14 protein-coding genes are annotated in these 17221 nt (G+C 67.2%); 3 read left to right on the top strand and 11 right to left on the bottom strand.

Annotation, left to right across the window (positions count from 1 at the left end):
* Positions 1-20: 20 nt before the first annotated feature.
* The 3 genes from ABEU20_RS10475 to ABEU20_RS10465 form a co-directional block, all read right to left on the bottom strand.
* Positions 21-974 carry a phosphotriesterase family protein gene (locus ABEU20_RS10475; protein WP_420164344.1) on the bottom strand — a complete coding sequence of 318 codons (954 nt, stop codon included), beginning with the start codon at positions 972-974 and terminating at the stop codon, positions 21-23.
* A 64-nt stretch (positions 975-1038) separates the two neighbouring features.
* On the bottom strand, positions 1039-1926 hold the full coding sequence (locus ABEU20_RS10470; RefSeq protein WP_420164343.1) for an IclR family transcriptional regulator: 888 nt from the start codon (positions 1924-1926) through the stop codon (positions 1039-1041).
* A gap of 56 nt (positions 1927-1982) precedes the next feature.
* Positions 1983-3599: an ABC transporter substrate-binding protein gene (locus ABEU20_RS10465; RefSeq protein WP_420164342.1), complete on the bottom strand. Its 1617-nt coding sequence runs from the start codon at positions 3597-3599 to the stop codon at positions 1983-1985.
* 524 nt (positions 3600-4123) lie between these two features.
* Between ABEU20_RS10465 and ABEU20_RS10460 the strand changes: the two genes are divergently transcribed.
* Entirely contained in the window at positions 4124-5293 is a 1170-nt protein-coding gene (locus tag ABEU20_RS10460) for a Rieske 2Fe-2S domain-containing protein (RefSeq protein ID WP_420164341.1), read from the top strand.
* A gap of 91 nt (positions 5294-5384) precedes the next feature.
* Here the strand turns inward: ABEU20_RS10460 and ABEU20_RS10455 are convergent, their stop codons facing one another.
* The 7 genes from ABEU20_RS10455 to ABEU20_RS10425 all read right to left on the bottom strand — a co-directional run bounded on the left by ABEU20_RS10455 (position 5385) and on the right by ABEU20_RS10425 (position 13472).
* Positions 5385-5978 carry a TetR family transcriptional regulator gene (locus ABEU20_RS10455; RefSeq protein ID WP_420164575.1) on the bottom strand — a complete coding sequence of 198 codons (594 nt, stop codon included), beginning with the start codon at positions 5976-5978 and terminating at the stop codon, positions 5385-5387.
* 40 nt (positions 5979-6018) lie between these two features.
* Positions 6019-6894 carry an SDR family NAD(P)-dependent oxidoreductase gene (locus ABEU20_RS10450; RefSeq protein ID WP_420164340.1) on the bottom strand — a complete coding sequence of 292 codons (876 nt, stop codon included), beginning with the start codon at positions 6892-6894 and terminating at the stop codon, positions 6019-6021.
* The gene (locus tag ABEU20_RS10445; protein WP_420164339.1) at positions 6891-9092 is read right to left on the bottom strand and encodes an acyl-CoA dehydrogenase; all 2202 of its coding nucleotides are present in this window, start codon (positions 9090-9092) and stop codon (positions 6891-6893) included. The genes ABEU20_RS10450 and ABEU20_RS10445 overlap by 4 nt, the downstream gene beginning before the upstream one ends.
* A gap of 6 nt (positions 9093-9098) precedes the next feature.
* Positions 9099-9965 (bottom strand): amidohydrolase family protein, encoded by an 867-nt coding sequence (locus tag ABEU20_RS10440; RefSeq protein ID WP_420164338.1) that lies wholly within the window; start codon positions 9963-9965, stop codon positions 9099-9101.
* Positions 9962-10822 carry an SDR family NAD(P)-dependent oxidoreductase gene (locus tag ABEU20_RS10435; RefSeq protein ID WP_420164337.1) on the bottom strand — a complete coding sequence of 287 codons (861 nt, stop codon included), beginning with the start codon at positions 10820-10822 and terminating at the stop codon, positions 9962-9964. The genes ABEU20_RS10440 and ABEU20_RS10435 overlap by 4 nt, the downstream gene beginning before the upstream one ends.
* Entirely contained in the window at positions 10819-12054 is a 1236-nt protein-coding gene (locus tag ABEU20_RS10430) for an amidohydrolase family protein (protein ID WP_420164336.1), read from the bottom strand. Before ABEU20_RS10430 ends, ABEU20_RS10435 begins: the two co-directional genes overlap by 4 nt.
* 194 nt (positions 12055-12248) lie before the next feature.
* Positions 12249-13472 (bottom strand): DegT/DnrJ/EryC1/StrS family aminotransferase, encoded by a 1224-nt coding sequence (locus tag ABEU20_RS10425; protein WP_420164335.1) that lies wholly within the window; start codon positions 13470-13472, stop codon positions 12249-12251.
* A gap of 389 nt (positions 13473-13861) precedes the next feature.
* On the opposite strand from ABEU20_RS10425, the gene ABEU20_RS10420 reads away from it, so the two are divergent.
* Together ABEU20_RS10420 and pdxS are read left to right on the top strand one after the other, a co-directional pair.
* Positions 13862-14452 (top strand): TetR/AcrR family transcriptional regulator, encoded by a 591-nt coding sequence (locus ABEU20_RS10420; RefSeq protein WP_420164334.1) that lies wholly within the window; start codon positions 13862-13864, stop codon positions 14450-14452.
* 44 nt (positions 14453-14496) lie between these two features.
* On the top strand, positions 14497-15429 hold the full coding sequence (gene pdxS, locus ABEU20_RS10415) for a pyridoxal 5'-phosphate synthase lyase subunit PdxS (protein WP_420164333.1): 933 nt from the start codon (positions 14497-14499) through the stop codon (positions 15427-15429).
* Between the two features lie 77 nt (positions 15430-15506).
* Here pdxS and ABEU20_RS10410 read toward each other — a convergent pair whose 3' ends face one another.
* Positions 15507-17156: an NERD domain-containing protein gene (locus ABEU20_RS10410; protein ID WP_420164332.1), complete on the bottom strand. Its 1650-nt coding sequence runs from the start codon at positions 17154-17156 to the stop codon at positions 15507-15509.
* Positions 17157-17221 lie beyond the last annotated feature (65 nt).

Raw genomic sequence — 17221 nt, 5'->3', positions numbered from 1 at the left:
GATCCTGGAGGTCGACCGGGTCAGTCGACCTCCAGGAATTCTGCCGGATTGCGTTCGAGCATCGCACGCACAGCCTCCGACGCGAGCCCCGCAGACTCGAGCGCCGGAACGACCTGACGATTGATGAACGTGAAATCGACTGCCGGCTCGGCTGATTCCTCGGCCTTGAAGTCCTGCCACGAGCCGAAGACCCCGAAGTAGGTCGCCAGGTCGTGCGACAGCAACAGCCGGTCGCCGTACCCGCGCGCACACAACTCGACGATCGTGCCGACCCGGTCCGCGAGGCTGTTGCCGGCCGCGCAGTGGCCGAATCGATCCATGCCGAGGTAGCAGCCCCGCCGGAGCATCTTCTCCAGGTACCCGAGATCGTTCGTGTCACCGCTGTGCCCCAGTACGACCTGGCTCGGCGTGACGCCGCAGTCCTCGAACAGATCCAGGATCGCTTCGCCGTTCCCGACCTCGATGTGATGGTGACAGAAGATGGGGAGGCGCTGCTCGGCCGCGACCCTGCCGATCGCGCGGAAGACCCTGTCGAGAGTCGGGGTGATGCCGTCGACCGCGCAGGCCGCCTTCATGATTCCGGGTCGCACGCCGGTCCCGGAAACGCCCTCCTCGCACTCCCGGCTCAGCCAGGCATGGATCTCGCCCTCGCTGCGCCAGTTCAGGAAGACCTCTTCCTGATAGTAGAAGCCGCTGGACACGATGAACTCGAGCCCGGTCCGCTCGGCCACCTCGCGGATGAGACCGATGTCGCGTCCCATGTTGACCGGAGTCCCGTCGACCACCGTTCGCACGCCGCTCTGCTTGGCACGCAGAAACTGCGCGACAGCCCGGTCGACGATGACGTCGTGCTCGTAATAGTGCTCTCCGAACGCCATTCGCATCGACCAGTCGGCCGTGACGATGTGCTCGTGGATCAGGGTCTGGCCCAGTTGCGAGCCGTCGATCGGACCGTGGACGGTGTTCACCGGCATGTCGATCTTCCTTCGGTGTGGTCGAGAAGTGTTGGTATCCGTGACGATCGGAGCCGATGCCCGTTCAGACCCATCGGCCTGTCTGGATCGAGACCAGGCGGTCCAGGGCGTCCGCCGACCAGGTGTCGGCGTGGGTGCCTGCTACCCACCGGCCCCGGGTGGGCCCACCCGGTGCCGGGATGAGAATCCGCGACACCTCCTCTGCGACATCGACCACCAAGGGCGCGACACGCTCGAGGTGGGCGGTCCGAGCGTCCCCGCACAGCGAGATGCCGGCGACCGGCCCGTCGCCACCACGGATCGAGACGCCGACGCACGCGACACCGCGGACCGACTCCCCCTCTTCGAAGGCCAGGCCGCGGCGTTGCCGAATCCTGTTGAGTTCCTGGTGCAGCGTTGCGATGTCGGTGATCGTCCGGTCGGTGCGGCGGACGAGCCCCTCGCCGTACAGGTCGTCGACGCGCCTGGGGTCGAGCCATGCGAGCATCGCCTTCCCTCCCGCCGTCGCGTAAGCGGGGCCGCGGCCACCGACACGCGACGGCAGGCTGGACGCGAAGGGACCGCCCCTCTTGTCGAGGTAGACGCACTCGGGCCCGTCGAGGACCGTCAGATGCACGACCATGCCGGTCCGCATGTGCAGCTCGTGCAGCAACGGGGCTGCCGCGGCGCGGACCTCACCGTCGATGCTGCCGCCGAAGCTGCGTGCCCGCCGACCGAGGCAGTAGCCGAACGAGGCGTGCTCCACCCAGTCGAGACCGATGAGCTGATCCAGGATTCGGTGCACCGTCGAACGAGGCAGCCCCGCCCGGATTCCCACCTCTTCGAGCGTGAGGCGAGTCGATCGGTCCTCGAAGACCTCCATGATCAACGTCATTCGCTCGATCATCGAGGGTGCGACCCTGGTGCTCCGCCGGGTTGCGGCAGTCGACTCGGCGGGATCCACGCGCGCCATCGAGACCTCCAAACTTGGACACTGTGAGCATTCGAACCGTCGGCCGTCAGGATCGGCTACGGCTCCATCCAGGCTTCGTCGAAGAGGACGACGTTGTCGATACTGACGTTGGCGCCGTGCAACTTCGGCGTCCACGCCGTATACACGACGGACGGCGCCCACACCGCGTACGGAACGGTCTCGTCGGCGAGCTTCTGGATGTCGTCGATGGCCGACTGCTTCGCGTCATCGTCACCGGCGGTCTGCAGCTTCACCAACAACGCGTCCATCTCGGGCGAGTTGTAGCCGGCCGCATTGTTGTTCGACGTGCTGCCGAGCGACCCGTACAACCGCAGCAGGGGTGCGGCGTCGATGAGGGACGCGCCGCTTCTCGCGATGTCGAAATCACGATCGACGTAGACACGGCGGGTCAGATCGGTGACGCTGTTGGCGTACACGACCTCGACGTCGAATCCGATCGAATTGAGCGCGGCCTGGACGGCGAGAGCTCCCTGCCGAGACGCTTCCTCGTTGATGGCCACGTACGTGAGCTTGCCGTCGTAGCCGTCGGCCTTGGCCTGGCTCAGCAACGCCCGCGCCTCGTCCGGGTCGTAGCCGACACCCTGCACTTCCTCGTTGTGCCACTGCGAGCCGTCCGGGAACATCGCCGAGCCGGAGGGCCCGTGTCCGCCGCTCACCCGCTGGTTCAGGGCCTCCGGGTCGACACCGAGTGCGATTGCCCGACGAACCCGGACATCGGCGCCCGGACGACCCTCGCGCTGATTGATCGTTCCGATCGCGCCGAGCCCCTGCAGGTCGAGGTAACCCTCGAGGCCCGAGTCGATGGCGCTGTCGATGACCTCGGTGTTCCGGTACAGGTAACCGGCGTTGAGCTCCCCGCTGCGAATCGACTCGAACATGCCCTGGGCGTTCGCCGTCGGGACGAAACGCAGACCCGCCAGTCGCGGCTTGCCACCGACGTAGTCGGCACGCGGCGCGAGCTCGAGCACCTCGTTGGGCGCGAACCGGGTGACCGTGAACGGCCCGGCACCGATGGGCGTGAACGAGCCCGATGCCTCCGAGCTCGGCGCCACGATCACACCGGGTCCGGCGGCGAGCAGTACCGGGAAGTCGGTCCACGGACGCTGGAGCCGGATGACGACCGTCTTCGCGTCGGGAGTCTCGACACTCGCGACCGAGTTCGTCCACACCTGCGCCACATCGCGTTTGGCCGCGGCATAGCGGTCGAGACTCCACTTCACCGCTGCCGAGTCCACCGGCGTTCCGTCGCTGAAGGTGGCCCCGTCACGCAGCGTGACCGTCCACGTCTGCGCCTCGTCGGAGGAGCTGAGACCGGCGGCCAACTGCGGGACGTACTGGGACTTCTCGAAGTCGAAGCGCACCAGCGTGTCGTAGATCGCCGCCAGCTCGGTGCCCCCCGTGGATCCGGCCATCAGCGTCTTCGTCGGATCCAGCGTCGCCGGGAAGCCGTACGACCCGTAGGTCACGACGCCTCCGTCGACCGGGTCTCCCCCGTCGGCACGATCGCCGACGTAGCCGATCGAATACGCGCCGCTCACGTTCGACACATCGCCGGAATCCTGGCCGTCAGCCGATGCGCAGGCCGTCAAGGCCAGCGCGCCGATGCTCACGACAGCTACCGAGCGCCAACCGCGCCACAGTCGATGCAACATATCTGTCCTCTCGATGTGATGACTTCTCGTTGTTCACCGGGCCGACTGCACCGACCTTCGTCGTGACGTCGCCCCGATCGACGTTGCCGGTCGCCGTACGCAGCTGACGGCCGCACCCCTCGTAACAGCACAAGCGGCCGGGAGCGAGACGGCCGTTCGCGCAGCCTCGCCGAAAGAAAGAATCTCGTTCCAGTGACATGGAACACCATGGACGCTCAGATATGCAAGACATCTGGCCTAATACGCTCATGTCGATGAATCTGAATAGAAGCAGGTTCTAGCACTTTGGGAGCCGGGGCCGGGAGTCGCGGAGACCTATCGGTCGTCGTGATCTTCAATTCCTCTGCTGTAGAGTCGCTCTCGCGTGACAGTGCCCTGCAACCACATCGCTATCGGTCCGAACCGGACGTATCCCACCCAGAGATGTGTGACTCACAAGCGGCCGGCGCCATTCGCGGGACCGACCGTGTGGTCGGGCTCGCCGATTGATCCTGCAGGAAGTATCACCAACGTATGGGAACCACATGACGACACCAACGACAGGCAGCAGCGAAGTCCGGATGATCGAGGCCGGCGAGGCTCCGACGCGATTCGCGCGAGGTTGGCACTGCATCGGCCTCACCGGGGATTTCAGGGACGGGAAGCCGCACTCGGTCGAGGCGTTCGGCACCAAGTTGGTGGTGTTCGCCGACAGCCAGGGCGATCTGAAGATCCTCGACGCGTACTGCCGGCACATGGGCGGCGATCTGAGCCAGGGCGAGATCAAGGGCGACTCGGTGGCGTGTCCGTTCCACGACTGGCGCTGGAACGGCAAGGGCCGCTGTACCGACATCCCCTACGCCCGCCGGGTGCCGCCGCTCGCGAAGACCCGCGCATGGACCACGATGGAGAAGGACGGACTGCTGTTCGTCTGGCACGACCCCGAGGGCAACCAGCCGCCGGCGGAGGTCACCATCCCGGACATGACCGCTCCCGGTGAGGAGTGGACCGACTGGGTGTGGAAGCAGATCACCATCGACACCAACTGCCGCGAGATCATCGACAACGTCGTCGACATGGCGCACTTCTTCTACGTGCACTACGGCTTCCCGATCAAGTTCGAGAACATCTTCGAGGGCCACATCGCCACCCAGTTCCACGAGGGTGTCGGACGCGAGGACATGGCCCGGCCGCGCCGGGACGGCGAGCCTGAATCGACCGGCAACAGTTCGGTGGCCGCGTACTACGGCCCGTCCTTCATGATCGACGAGTTGACTTACCACTACCCGGATTTCGACATCGACTCGATTCTCATCAACTGCCACTACCCGGTTTCACCCGACAAGTTCGTGCTCATGTACGGCATCAAGGTCAGGCAGAGCGAAGCGGTGAGCGGCGAGAAGGCGCAATCCCTCGCGACCGGTATGGCGAAGTTCATCGCGATCGGTTTCGAGCAGGACGTCGCGATCTGGAAGAACAAGACGCGCATCGAGAACCCGCTGCTGTGCGAGGAGGACGGCCCGGTCTACCAGCTGCGTCGCTGGTACGAGCAGTTCTACGTCGACGTCGCCGACATCACCCCGGACATGACCAACCGTTTCGAGTTCGAGATGGACACCACCAAGCCCGTCGCGGCCTGGCGGCGCGAGGTCGCCGAGAACATCGAGCGGCGGGCAGCGGCTTCCGAGCGGGAGGTGACGGGGCAGAGCGCCTAGAGGCGCGGAGTATCTGCTGGGAGGGGACCGCCCGCGCGAGGCATCGCGCGACCGGTCCCCTCCCAGCAGTGTCGTCGTGGGTGGACGGCCGTCACCGTTCTTCGAGTACCAGCCGCGACACGTCCTGGACGTTGCGCAGCGCCTCGGGAAATCCGATTCTTCCGGTCGTCCACAGGACGAGCGAGTTGAGCATCGTGCTGCCGATCGACAGCGACGCGAGGCGTGCCCGCTCGGCGGGCACGCCTTCCATCAGTTCGAACAGCAACTTCCGGTTCGCGGCGGAGCGTTCGTCGAGTGTGTCGCGCACGTACGGATCGTCGGAGGTCTGGAGTTCGACCTCGAGACGCGCGAAGTTCGGTCCTCGCTGAAACGCCTTCATCTGCCGCGTGTACAGGTCCACGACGCGTTCGAGGACCGATCCGTGCGCACTTCGGCGCCGACCGGAATCGCGTTCCTCCGCCAGCCGTTCGGCGAGGATGTCGTTCCAGGCGACCATCGCGGCGGCGAGGAGATGCTGCTTCGCGGGGAAGTACCGGTAGAGCGTGCCGAGGGCCACCCCGGACCTCTCCGACACCTCACGCATCTGCATCCGGTCGGGGCTCGTCTCGCCGAGCATCTCGATCACGGTGTCGAGAAGGTGCCGCCGCCGCGCACGCTGCGCGTCGGTCATGTCGTCGGGGCTCATCGGTACGGCCACGGATTCGGTCACGAATGCAGCCTAATCGTCAACTCGTCACCGCCGACTCCGGCTCCGGTGACGCCGGCGCGAGGTACCCGCCCAGGACGTCGTCCAGTTCGTCCTGGCTCCACCGCGATGCCGACCTCAGGCTTGCCTCGACCGAGGGCGCCGTCATCACGTCGATCCGGTCTCCGTAGGCCACCAGAACGCGCCCGTTGACCTTCTCGGACGCGGGCGAGGCGAGGTACACGACGAGCGGCGCAACGTGTTCGACGGACAATGGATCCTCACCGGCCTCCGGACCCGGACCGAACACGTCGCTCGTCATGGCTGTGCGCGCCCGGGGACAGATGGCGTTGGCCCGCACCCCGAACGCATCGCATCCGCGCGCCGTCGACATCGTCAGAGCGACCACGCCCGCCTTGGACGCCGCGTAATTGGCGGCACCGGGCGGACCCGAGGCGTACGCCTCCGACGAGGTGTTGACGATGCGCGCGTAGACCGGCGCCCCCGCCTCCTTCGCCCGGCGCCGCCAGTGGTCGGTGGCGGCGCGCGTCGTGAGGAACGTGCTGCGCAGGTTGACCCGCAGCACGTCGTCCCATTCGTCCGCAGACATGTTGAACACCATGCGATCCCGAATGATGCCGGCGTTGTTGACCACGATGTCGAGTCGGCCGAACCGCTCGACCGCGAGTGCGACGAGTCGATCCGCGGTGGCCTGCTCACCGATGTCACCGACGCACGTCACGACGGAACCACCGGCACTGCGGATCTCCGAGGCGACGTCCTCGATGCGAGCACTGCGCGCATTGATCACGAGGTCGGCGCCGGCCTCCGCGAGCGCGAGGGCCTCGGCACGGCCGAGACCCTCGCTGGCTCCGGTGACGATCGCGGTGCGGCCGGCCAGCAGCAGACCGGTCATCGCGGCTCCCGCGGCAGGCCGAGGATCTGCTCCGAGATGACATTGAGCTGGATCTCGAGCGTGCCGCCGCCGATCAGCAACTTCGGCGTCGCCAGGTAGGCCTTGGCCGCTCGCCCACCGCCGGCGACGGCGACGCCCAGGCCACCCACGGCCGCCTCCGGCCCGAACCACTCGAGCACCTGGGCGGTGGCGTCGGTGATGTGGTGTGCGGACGCGGCTTTGAGCGCACTCGCCTCGACGCCCGGGTTGACGCCCGACAACCGCTTCAGGACACTGCGGTGCGCGAGCGCGTCGAGAGCCCCGGTGGTCGACGTGAGCCGGCCGAGCGCGGGCAGCGCCTCGTATCGGGTGTCGGGATCCAGCGACCGCGCCACCTCCACGGGATCGAAGCGGTACCCGCCCGCAACGGGAGTGTTCCCCATCGCGACCCGCTCGTTCGCGAGGGTCGTGCGGGCCACCTTCCAGCCCTCGCCCGGGGCACCCACCAGGTCGGCGTCCGGAACGAAGACCCCGTCCAACGCGACCTCGTTGAACATGCTGTCGCCATTGGCCTCCCGCAGTGGCCGAACCTCCACCCCGGGTGCCGACATGTCGACGAGGAAGAAACTGATCCCCCGATGCTTGGGGGCGTCCCGGTCCGTGCGTGCCAGACAGATGCCCCAGTGCGCCTCGTACGCCTTGGAGTTCCACACCTTGTTGCCGTCGATTCGCCATCCGCCGTCGACCTTGGTGGCGAAGGTCGTCAGCGACGCGAGATCCGAACCCGCGCCGGGCTCCGAGAACAACTGGCACCAGACGATCTCCCCGCGCAGGGTGGGAGCGACGAGACGTTCCATCTGGTCCGCGGTGCCGTACTGGAGGATCGAGGGCAGCGCCCACTCACCGATCACCGTGCTGGGCTGGGCCATCCCCGCGCGGTCGAACTCCTCGGCGATGATCAACTGCGCGGCGGTGTCGGCGCCCAGGCCGTACGGCTCGGGATAGTGCGGCGCGACCAGACCGCGGTCGGCGAGCAGGACCCGTGCGGCCGCCTCGTCGAGCGCCGCGGCCTCGGCGATCGTTGCCGCCACGCCGGCCCGGAACTCGGGACGGTCCGGCACCCCCAGCACCGAGTCCCGTTCGGTCGTCAGAGCCAACTCACCGGCCCGACGCGCCCAGACGTCCGGCGCACCACCCAGCGCGAGCAGGCTCACGACACGACGCCAGTACAGGTGGATGTCGTGCTCCCACGTGTTGCCGATCCCGCCGAGCAGTGTGAGCGCCTCGAGCACCACGTCGACCGCCTCACGGCGTACCGCCGTCGCCGTCCGAGCCGCCGCGAGGGCCAACTGCTGCCGGTCCCCGCTGTCCGCGGCCAGCGCGGCATCCCACACGGCGCTGGTCATCACCTCGATCCGGATGAACAGCTGCGCGCACTTGTGCTTGATCGCCTGGAACGAACCGATGGGACGCCCGAACTGCTCGCGGATCTTCGCGTACGCGAGACTGGTCTCCTGCGCCCAGCGCGCGACGCCGACGGCCTCCGCGCACTGCAGCACCGCGGCCAGCGCGGCGACCTCCTCCGCGCCGGCCCCGAGGACGTTCTCCGCGGGGATCCGGGTGTCGGACAGTCGCACCCGACCGATGTCCCGCGTGAGGTCGACGCCCTCCTCGGCGAGGACCTCCACGCCCGCGTCACTCGCCGACACGACGAACCACACCGGACGCTCACCGGACTGCCCCGCCAGAACGAGGATCTCGGCACCGGGAGCACCGAGAACCGGAACCGTCTCGCCGCCGGCGACCACCTCGTCGCCGTCACCGTCGAGGGTGACGGTCCCCGTCCCGAGCGCCACCGCTGCGGTGGCGCCGCCGGCCAGTCGCGGAAGCAACGCCTTGCGCGCCGCGTCGGTGCCGTGGGACTGGATGACGGCGCTCGCGGTGACCGTCTGCAACAGCGGACCGGGGATCAACCCGTAGCCGGACTGCTCCAGTGCCACCGCGAGTTCGAGCAGGCCCGCGCCCGCCCCGTCGTACTCCTCGGCGAGGTGTAGCGACGGAATCCCCATACCCACCAGCTGTTCCCAGAAGGCAGGCCGATCACCGCGCGCGAACTTCTCGAACTGCCCGCGGGTCCGTTCCACGGGAGTCTCGCGGGCCGCGAACCGCGCGAGCGAGTCGGCGAGTGCGTCGTGATCTGCTCCGATACCGATCGGCATGTCCGATCAACCTTTCAGTTTGAGCACCTTGCGGGCGTTCTCGTGCAGGAACTTGGGCCACACCTCGTCCTTGAACGGCACGCCCGGCATGTCCCCGAAGATGCGGTCCAGGGTCAGCCCCGCAGGGAAGTACCCGGCGTAGATGATCTTGTCGGCGCCGCGAGTGTTCGCGTAGTCGACGATCGCCTTCGGGTAGTGCTTGGGCGCGAACGCCGATGTCGAGTAGTAGAGGTTCGGCCATTTGATCATTAGTTTGACGGCCAGATCCTCCCACGGTTCGCAGCCGTGCCGCGTGACGAATACCAGATCCGGGAAATCGAACATCACATCGTCGATCAGTTCGACGTGCTGGACCGCTGATCGGACTCGCGGGCCTGCGATTCCGGCGCACGCGAAGATCGGGATGTCGAGTTCGACGCACTTCGCGTAGATCGGGTACATCTGCGGCGCGTTGAGCGCCACCTGCGGGAAGGTGCCCGCGGCAAACGAACTCACCGAGACGATGCCGAATTCCTCGTACTCGCGGGTCATCCGGTTCAGCGTGCCCATGATGTCGTTGGGGTCCACTGCCGAGCCCTGTGGGACGAACCGGTCCGGGAACAGCTTCACCGCCCGCTGCCCCGACTCCTTGGCCATGCTGACCATGCCGATCTCGATACCGTGCTTGTCCATCTGGTGCAGCGTCACCGAGATCGGATCGTCGGTGGCGAGATCGTCCGGCACACCCTTGAACATGTACTGCGCCGGCATGCTGAACTCGTCGCGGCTCTCCCGGTCCTTCGTCTGCTGCGTGATGAACGCGTACTCGTCGTAGCCGGCCTCCCGGAAGCCGATATGGGTGTCGACGATGGGAATGCCGTCGTAGGGCGTCATGCGTTCTGCTCCTTCGCGATAGGCCTGCCGTCGAGACCGTGGACCGTGACCTTCTCACGCTCGAGAATGTCCAGGCTCGCCTCGACCTTGCCCGTGTGGTGCGGCGCGGCGACGCACAACCACGTCACCGCCTCCACCATCTCCTCGAGCGACTCGGGAACGAACCACTGCGAGCCGACCATGTTCGACGCCACCGACATCGCCCCGGCGGTCGCGACCGCCGAGCGCGGGCGCACCGCGTTGACCCGGATTCCCGTGCCGTTCAGCTCGGCAGCCAGACCGGCCGTCATCCGGTCCTGCGCTGCCTTGCTCATGCCGTACAGCGCGGTGCCGTGGATGTCGGCGTCCAGGTCGGTTTCCCCCTCGGGCAGCGGCTCGACCGGACGGATCCGGGCGGTGCCGCTGGTGATGTTGACGATCCAGCCCTCGCCGCGCTCCCGCATGCCGGGGATCACCCGCTGCGCGAGGTCCAGCGGCGCATGCACGTTCACCTCGAACGTCAGGTGCGCACGCTTGGACGGGTAGTCGCGCAGCGGCTGGAAGATCGCGGCCGCAGCATTGTTGACGAGGATGTCGATCGGCCCGCCCAGCGCCTTCTCGGCTTCAGGGACGATCCGCGCACGGGAGTCGGGATCTTCCAGGGCTGCGGGGACGATCGCCACGGTGCCCCCGTCCGCGCGAATCACCTCGGCCGTCCGGGCAAGGGTGCCGTCGAATCCGCGATCGGGCTCGTCGACCGTGCGCGCCACGATTGCGACGGCCGCGCCCTCGGCCGCGAGCCGTTGCGCGATCCCGGCGCCGATACCTCGACTGGCTCCGGTCACGATCGCACGCCGTCCGTGGAGACGGCCGGTCATACGCTGAGCTCCGCCTCGAGCTGCTTGGCGAACGACTCGCGCAGCAGAACGTCGTTCGGCTCGTCCGGCAGTTCGGTGAGCGGCTGGGCGACCTCGGACGGCGTCGGACCGTACTTCGCCGCCAACGGAGCCAGCGCGTCCAGGTCGAAGTCGTACAGCTCGGCAGCGTTCGCCGCGAACAGCTTCCGCAGCTCGGCCTCGTCCACATCGTGCATGACCTGACGGATGCACTCGCGGGTGAACGGGTACGTGCCCTCGTTGTGCGGGTAGTCGCTGCCCCACATGAACTTGCCCTCACCGAGGGTGTCGCGGGTGGCCATGTCCTGCGCCGACGGCATCGTGACGCCGACCCACACGTTGCGCCGGAAGTATTCGCTCGGACGCAACGGCAACTGCTCGTCCTCGCTGTAGAACAGCTCGCCGATCCGCCCGGTGCGCTTGACGCGCAGATCGACGGTGTCGAGCTGGCGCATCAGGTCCGGCGCCCACGCGCAGCCCTGCTCGGACACCGCGAACTTGAGCTTCGGGAACCGCTCGAAGACGCCCGAGAGAATCATCTGCACCAGCGGACGCATCGAGTAGAAGCCGACCTCGTTGATGTAGAGCAGCGACGACGTCTTGTAGCGGCCGTAGTCGGGCAGGCCCGTGCCGGCATGGCTGTTCACCGGAACGCCGAGGTCCTCACAGACCTTCCACAGCCGGTCGTACTCGGGGTCGTACAGCGGCTTGACCCACTTGATGTCCGGCGCCAGGTTCGGCAGCAGGATCCCGCCGCGCAGTCCGTTCTCCTTGACCCACTCGACGTCCTTGATCGCCTCGTCGACGTCGTTGAGGAACACCTGCGCGACACCGGCGCGCTGGGCGGGAGCATCGTTGCAGAAATCCTTCAGCCAGCGGTTGTGCGCCCGCACGCCCGCGAGGCGCTTGTCGAAGTCCTCGGCCCGCGGCGGACCCGCCAGCACTGCGGCACTCGGGAAGAAGGGAGGCACCGTGTTGGGGAAGAGCACCTCACCGACCGTGCCGTCTCCCTGCGTCTCGCGCAGTCGACGCTCGTTGTCCCAGTTGCGGGTTCGGCCGTCGTCGACGAGGTCGCGGTAGGGGTTCTTGTACTTCCCGCGCCACGCGTCGAACTCCTCGTGCCACTTCGATTCGAGGTATGAGCGATAGGTGGCGTGATCGGCGCCGGCGTGGCTGTCGGCAGAGATGAGGATGTACGGGGTTTCGTTCGTCACTATGACACTCCTGATCGACGGCTTGATTGAAACCGTGTTCTATGCGCTTGCATCGAGAGTAGCGCGGATCATGGACATGTCAAGACGTGTACTCGAAAGCGTGTAGAACCGTGTTCCATACCGAGTGTGGCCGTTCGCCGGAACGCCACGAGCCCCCGGCCAGGAGGCCGGGGGCTCGTGCAGAGATGGAGGTGCTACTGCTTCGCGGCCGCGAACTTGGAGGCGAACGCGTGGATGCTCGCGACGACGTGGTCGAGTTCCTCGTCGCTCATGCCATGGCTCATGCCGAGCGACATGCCCCGCTCGAACACCTCGTCGGCGAACGGCAGACCGCCCTCGGGGATGCGGTACTCGACGTTACGCATCATCGGGTGCCGGGTGACGTTGCCGCTCCACACCGTGCGGGTGTCGATGCCCGCCCCCTCGAGCGACTCCTGCAGATCCCCGCGTGCGAAGCCGGCATCCTCACGGATCGTCACCGGGTAGCACAGCCACGCGGTGTAGAAGCCCTCCAGCGGCTTGGGCAGACGGAACAGCTCCGGGTAGGCGCCGAATGCCGCGCTGAACGCGTCGAAGATCTGGTGACGGCGCTTGTAGTTGACCTCGAGCTTGCTGAGCTGCACCAATCCGAAGGCCGAACCCAGCTCCGACGGTTCGAAGTTCCACGGCAGGACGTCGAAGATGAAGTCGTTGTCGTACGCGACGCCGTCGAGGTCCTCACGGAAGACGCGGCCGGTCTTCGCCTGCTCGGACCCGAACAGGTGCGGCTCGGAGCGGCGGCCCCAGCGGCGCAGCATCAGACCCTTGTCGCGCAGCTTCTCGTCATCGAGACACACCATGCCGCCGTTGCCGGCAGCCGTGATGATGTGCGACATCGCGAAGCTGGTGACCGTGATGTCCGAGCGCGAGCCGGTCTTGGTACCGCGCAGGGTGGTGCCGATGCAGTCGCACGAATCCTCGATGACCTTGAGATCGTGCTTGTCGGCGATCTCGCGGATCGCATCCCAGTCGGGGGCGTTGCCGGCCAGGTTCGGCACCAGGATCGCCTTGGTCTTGTCGGTGATCAGCTCCTCGATCTTGCTGACGTCGACGTTGTAGGTGTCGGGCTCGACGTCCACGAACACCGGCACCCAGCCACCGCGCACGATCGGCGACACATCCGTCGAGAACGTCAGCGGCGAGGTGATGACTTCCGAGCCCTTCGGCAGATCCAGCAGCTCGAGCGCCAGGTACAGCGCGGACGAGCCCGAGTTGCACATCAAGCCCAGCTTCTTGCCGTACAGGTCGGCGACCTTGCGCTCCATCTCGGCGACGTTCTTGCCGATCTTCAGCGCGAACGGGCCACCACGCAGGACCTCGAGGCAGGCCTCGATCTCGCGCTCGTCGTGAACACTGCGGGCGTAGACAACCCTGGTCATGAAATCTCCTCGTCGCTTTCGGGAAGGTGTCCGCATGGGCGGTTCGCGCGGATACCGGGCGGCCTCGCGCCACGAACCGGGCGGAAAGAGCATGGGCGGGCGTCACATCCGCGCAGGCACCGCGTCACTACGACCGCGGGTCCGCATCGTCAAGCGGCGCCCTTCATGCCCGAATAAATCGTATTGAACGTTCATTCAAGGCGAATATAGGTCGGGCGATGCGAGCCGTCAAGACGGGGACACGGCACCCCGCCGCGGCGCTGCGATCCGAATCGATACGCCGTCCACCAGGTTCGGCGGTGCAGGAAGCAGCGGCGGCATCACTTTGACGCGACGCGACCGTCGCGGTTAATGTTGTTGAATGAGTGTTCAAATCGGAAGGGACTGAAGTGGCGGGACCCCACGACCGGAAGTCCGAGATCCTCGACGCTGCGGCCACCCTGTTCGCGGCGCGTGGCATTGCTGGGACGTCGATGCGGGAGATCGGCGACGAGGTCGGCCTCAACGCCGGCGCGTTGTACCACTACTTCCGGTCGAAGGGCGCCATCGTCACCGAACTGGTGACGGTGTTCCTCTCGGATCTGCTCGCGAACTATCGCGCGATGGAACTCGATCAGCTCGAGCCCCGGGCGCGGTTGAAGGCGATCGTCGACGTCTCGCTCGCCACGGGCGCCGCGCGCCCCGACGCGACCAAGGTCTACCACGCAGAGTTTCCCAATCTGCGTGGCCTGCGCGACTTCGCCGAGGCTCGCGCGATCGCGGACGAGATCCAGACGGTCTGGCTCGACGCCATCGAGGCCGGCAAGGACGCCGATGTCCTCCGAAAGGACGTTCCGTCCAAGGTGTTCCACCGCTTCCTCCGGGACTCGGTGTGGTTCACCGTCTACTGGCGGAAGCCGGACGACCCCTACACGATCGACGAGCTCTCGAACGACTGCATCACGGTGTTCCTCGACGGCATGGCCGCCCCGGCCCGTTGACACACCGTTCCCACCCCCCCAGTACAGCGAAGGAAGAATCAGCTGTGAGCAACACCGACACCACACCCACCGGCACCTCCCCCGTCGCGTCGCTCGCCCAGGTCGGCACGGCGCGCGTCAAGCGGGGCATGGCCGAGATGCTCAAGGGCGGCGTCATCATGGACGTGGTCACCGCCGAGCAGGCCAAGATCGCCGAGGACGCCGGCGCTGTCGCGGTCATGGCGCTCGAGCGTGTGCCCGCCGACATCCGCGCCCAGGGCGGCGTCTCGCGCATGTCGGATCCGGACATGATCGACGGCATCATCGAGGCCGTCTCCATCCCGGTCATGGCCAAGGCCCGCATCGGCCACTTCGTCGAGGCCCAGATCCTGCAGTCGCTGGGTGTCGACTACGTCGACGAGTCCGAGGTCCTCACCCCGGCCGACTACGAGAACCACATCGACAAGTTCGCCTTCACCGTCCCGTTCGTGTGTGGTGCCACCAACCTCGGTGAGGCCCTGCGCCGCATCAACGAGGGTGCGGCGATGATCCGCTCGAAGGGCGAGGCCGGCACCGGCGACGTTTCCAACGCCACCACCCACATGCGCAAGATCCGGCAGGAGATCCGCCGCCTGACCTCGCTGCCCGAGGACGAGCTGTACATCGCGGCCAAGGAACTGCAGGCCCCCTACGATCTCGTCGTCGAGGTCGCCAAGGCCGGCAAGCTGCCCGTCACCCTGTTCACCGCCGGCGGCATCGCGACCCCGGCCGATGCGGCGATGATGATGCAGCTCGGCGCCGAGGGCGTGTTCGTCGGCTCGGGCATCTTCAAGTCCGGCAACCCCGCCGAGCGGGCCGCCGCGATCGTCAAGGCCACCACCTTCCACGACGACCCGGACGTGCTCGCCAAGGTCTCCCGCGGCCTGGGCGAGGCCATGGTCGGCATCAACGTCGACGACATCCCCCAGCCCCACCGCCTCGCCGAGCGCGGCTGGTGATGTGAGCCGGCTCGCGGGCGCCGCGAACCCCCGACGCGCGGCGCCCGCGGGCCATTCCACCGGGCCGGGCGCGGCGGTCAGATGCCCAGGCGCCGAGCCAGTTCGGGACCGCCGACGCGCGTGATCAGATCGGGGTCACCGCACACCACCAACTGGTCACGAGCCCTCGACAACCCCACGTACAGCCGCTCGCGCGAACGCTCCTGCACCACAGCCTCGTTCACCGCCAGCACGACGGCGCGACGCTCCAGCCCCTTGAAGCCGAGGACGTGCCCGTAGAAGACCTGCTCGGAGTCCCAGAAACTCTGCCAGTACTCCTCGCTGCCCTGCTGCTGCCGGGACACCTGTTCGGGATGCCTGCTCCCGGTGGTCAGCAGGGCCAGGTCCTCCGGGCGCCACCCCTCGTCCATCAGTGCGTCTATCCGGTCGTCGGCGACCCCGAGTGCGTCGGCCGACTCGCAGGGTACGAAGCGGACGTCCGGACCGTCGCCGCCGAGAAGCTTCATCCGCTGCCCCACCAACGACGTGAACGATCCCGCGATCTGTCTGGTGTTGCGAAGATTCTGGTCGAGTACCAGCGGGACGAGTTGAACCGGCGGCACGCCCTGCCGGTCGAACACACGTTGGCCCTCGTCGCTGAACACGAAGATCCCGCCCTCGTCCTCGTCGCTCAGCGCAGCCAGCAACGGTTCCCACCACGCGTCCGCGAAGTCCTGCGCCTCGTCGACCACGACGGCGTCGAATCGCTGCTCCGGCGGAAGCTCCGCGGCGAGTGCCGCCATCTGACGAGGCAGTTCGTGCTCCCAGAACCTGACGGTGTCGTCGTTGCGAATACTCTCGTCCGGGCCGACCGGCGCACCCCACCGCTGGCCGAGAGCATGGAACTCTCCGACATACGCCGGGCGGTGCTTGCGCGGCCACGTCGCGGTGAGCCGCTCGAGGTACGACGCGAGGCCGTGCGAGTAACAGATCAGCGCGACCCGCTCCCCCGACTTCGCGAGCCGCCGTGCCTGTTCCACCGCGAGGAAGGTCTTGCCGCTGCCGGCACCACCTCGAACCTCGACCCGGCGCAGCAACCGGATCGCATCGAGGATCGCGGCCTGCTGGGCGGTGAGCGCGTCCGCAGCGTCCTCGTTGGCGATCGCCCGCGCCACGACGTCGCGCTGCGGAAGCCCTCTGCCCGACAACGCGTCCGCGAGGCTGTCGATGCCGGTGGCAGTGAGCTCGGGACGATCGAGCAGCTGACCCGCGACCACCTTTCGGATCATCTCCCCGATCCGGTCCAGGTCGGTGCGGTCGACGACCTTCCAGCGCGGGCAGTCGGCCACCGCGAAATCCTGCGAGATCTCCGTGTTCGGGAAGACCACCATGTGGTCCCACCGCAGCCGTCCATGACTCCATCGCGGATCGGCCTCGACGAATCGGCGTAGTGCGTAACACGATTCCCGCACCTGCCGGACCGGGTGGACCGCCCGGGGCCCCTTGCGCTGCTGCTGGAACCAGTCGGTTCCGTCGTGCCAGATGTGTCCGCCCTTGACCTCGAGGCACACGATCCCGCCGCCCTCGGTCGCGACGACGAAATCGATCTCGTGGTCCTTCTGGTGATCGGTCACACGCTGGTTGGCAACCAGCAGATCACCGGGACCGAGTTGAGCAGCCAACGCGGACCACACCGCGGCCTCGGCGGGGTTCACGAGCCTGGGGTTCTCGGGGATCTGTATCGGCACCCGACCAGCTTGACATGCAAACGGCACCAAACGGACAGCGGCACACCGACGGTCGGACCCGGTGA

The sequence above is a fragment of the Rhodococcus parequi genome (assembly GCF_046042785.1).
GTDB classification, from domain to species: Bacteria; Actinomycetota; Actinomycetes; order Mycobacteriales; family Mycobacteriaceae; genus Prescottella; species Prescottella parequi.
The sequence above is the reverse complement of the archived record's forward strand: the minus strand, read 5'-3'. Positions and strand labels throughout refer to the sequence as shown.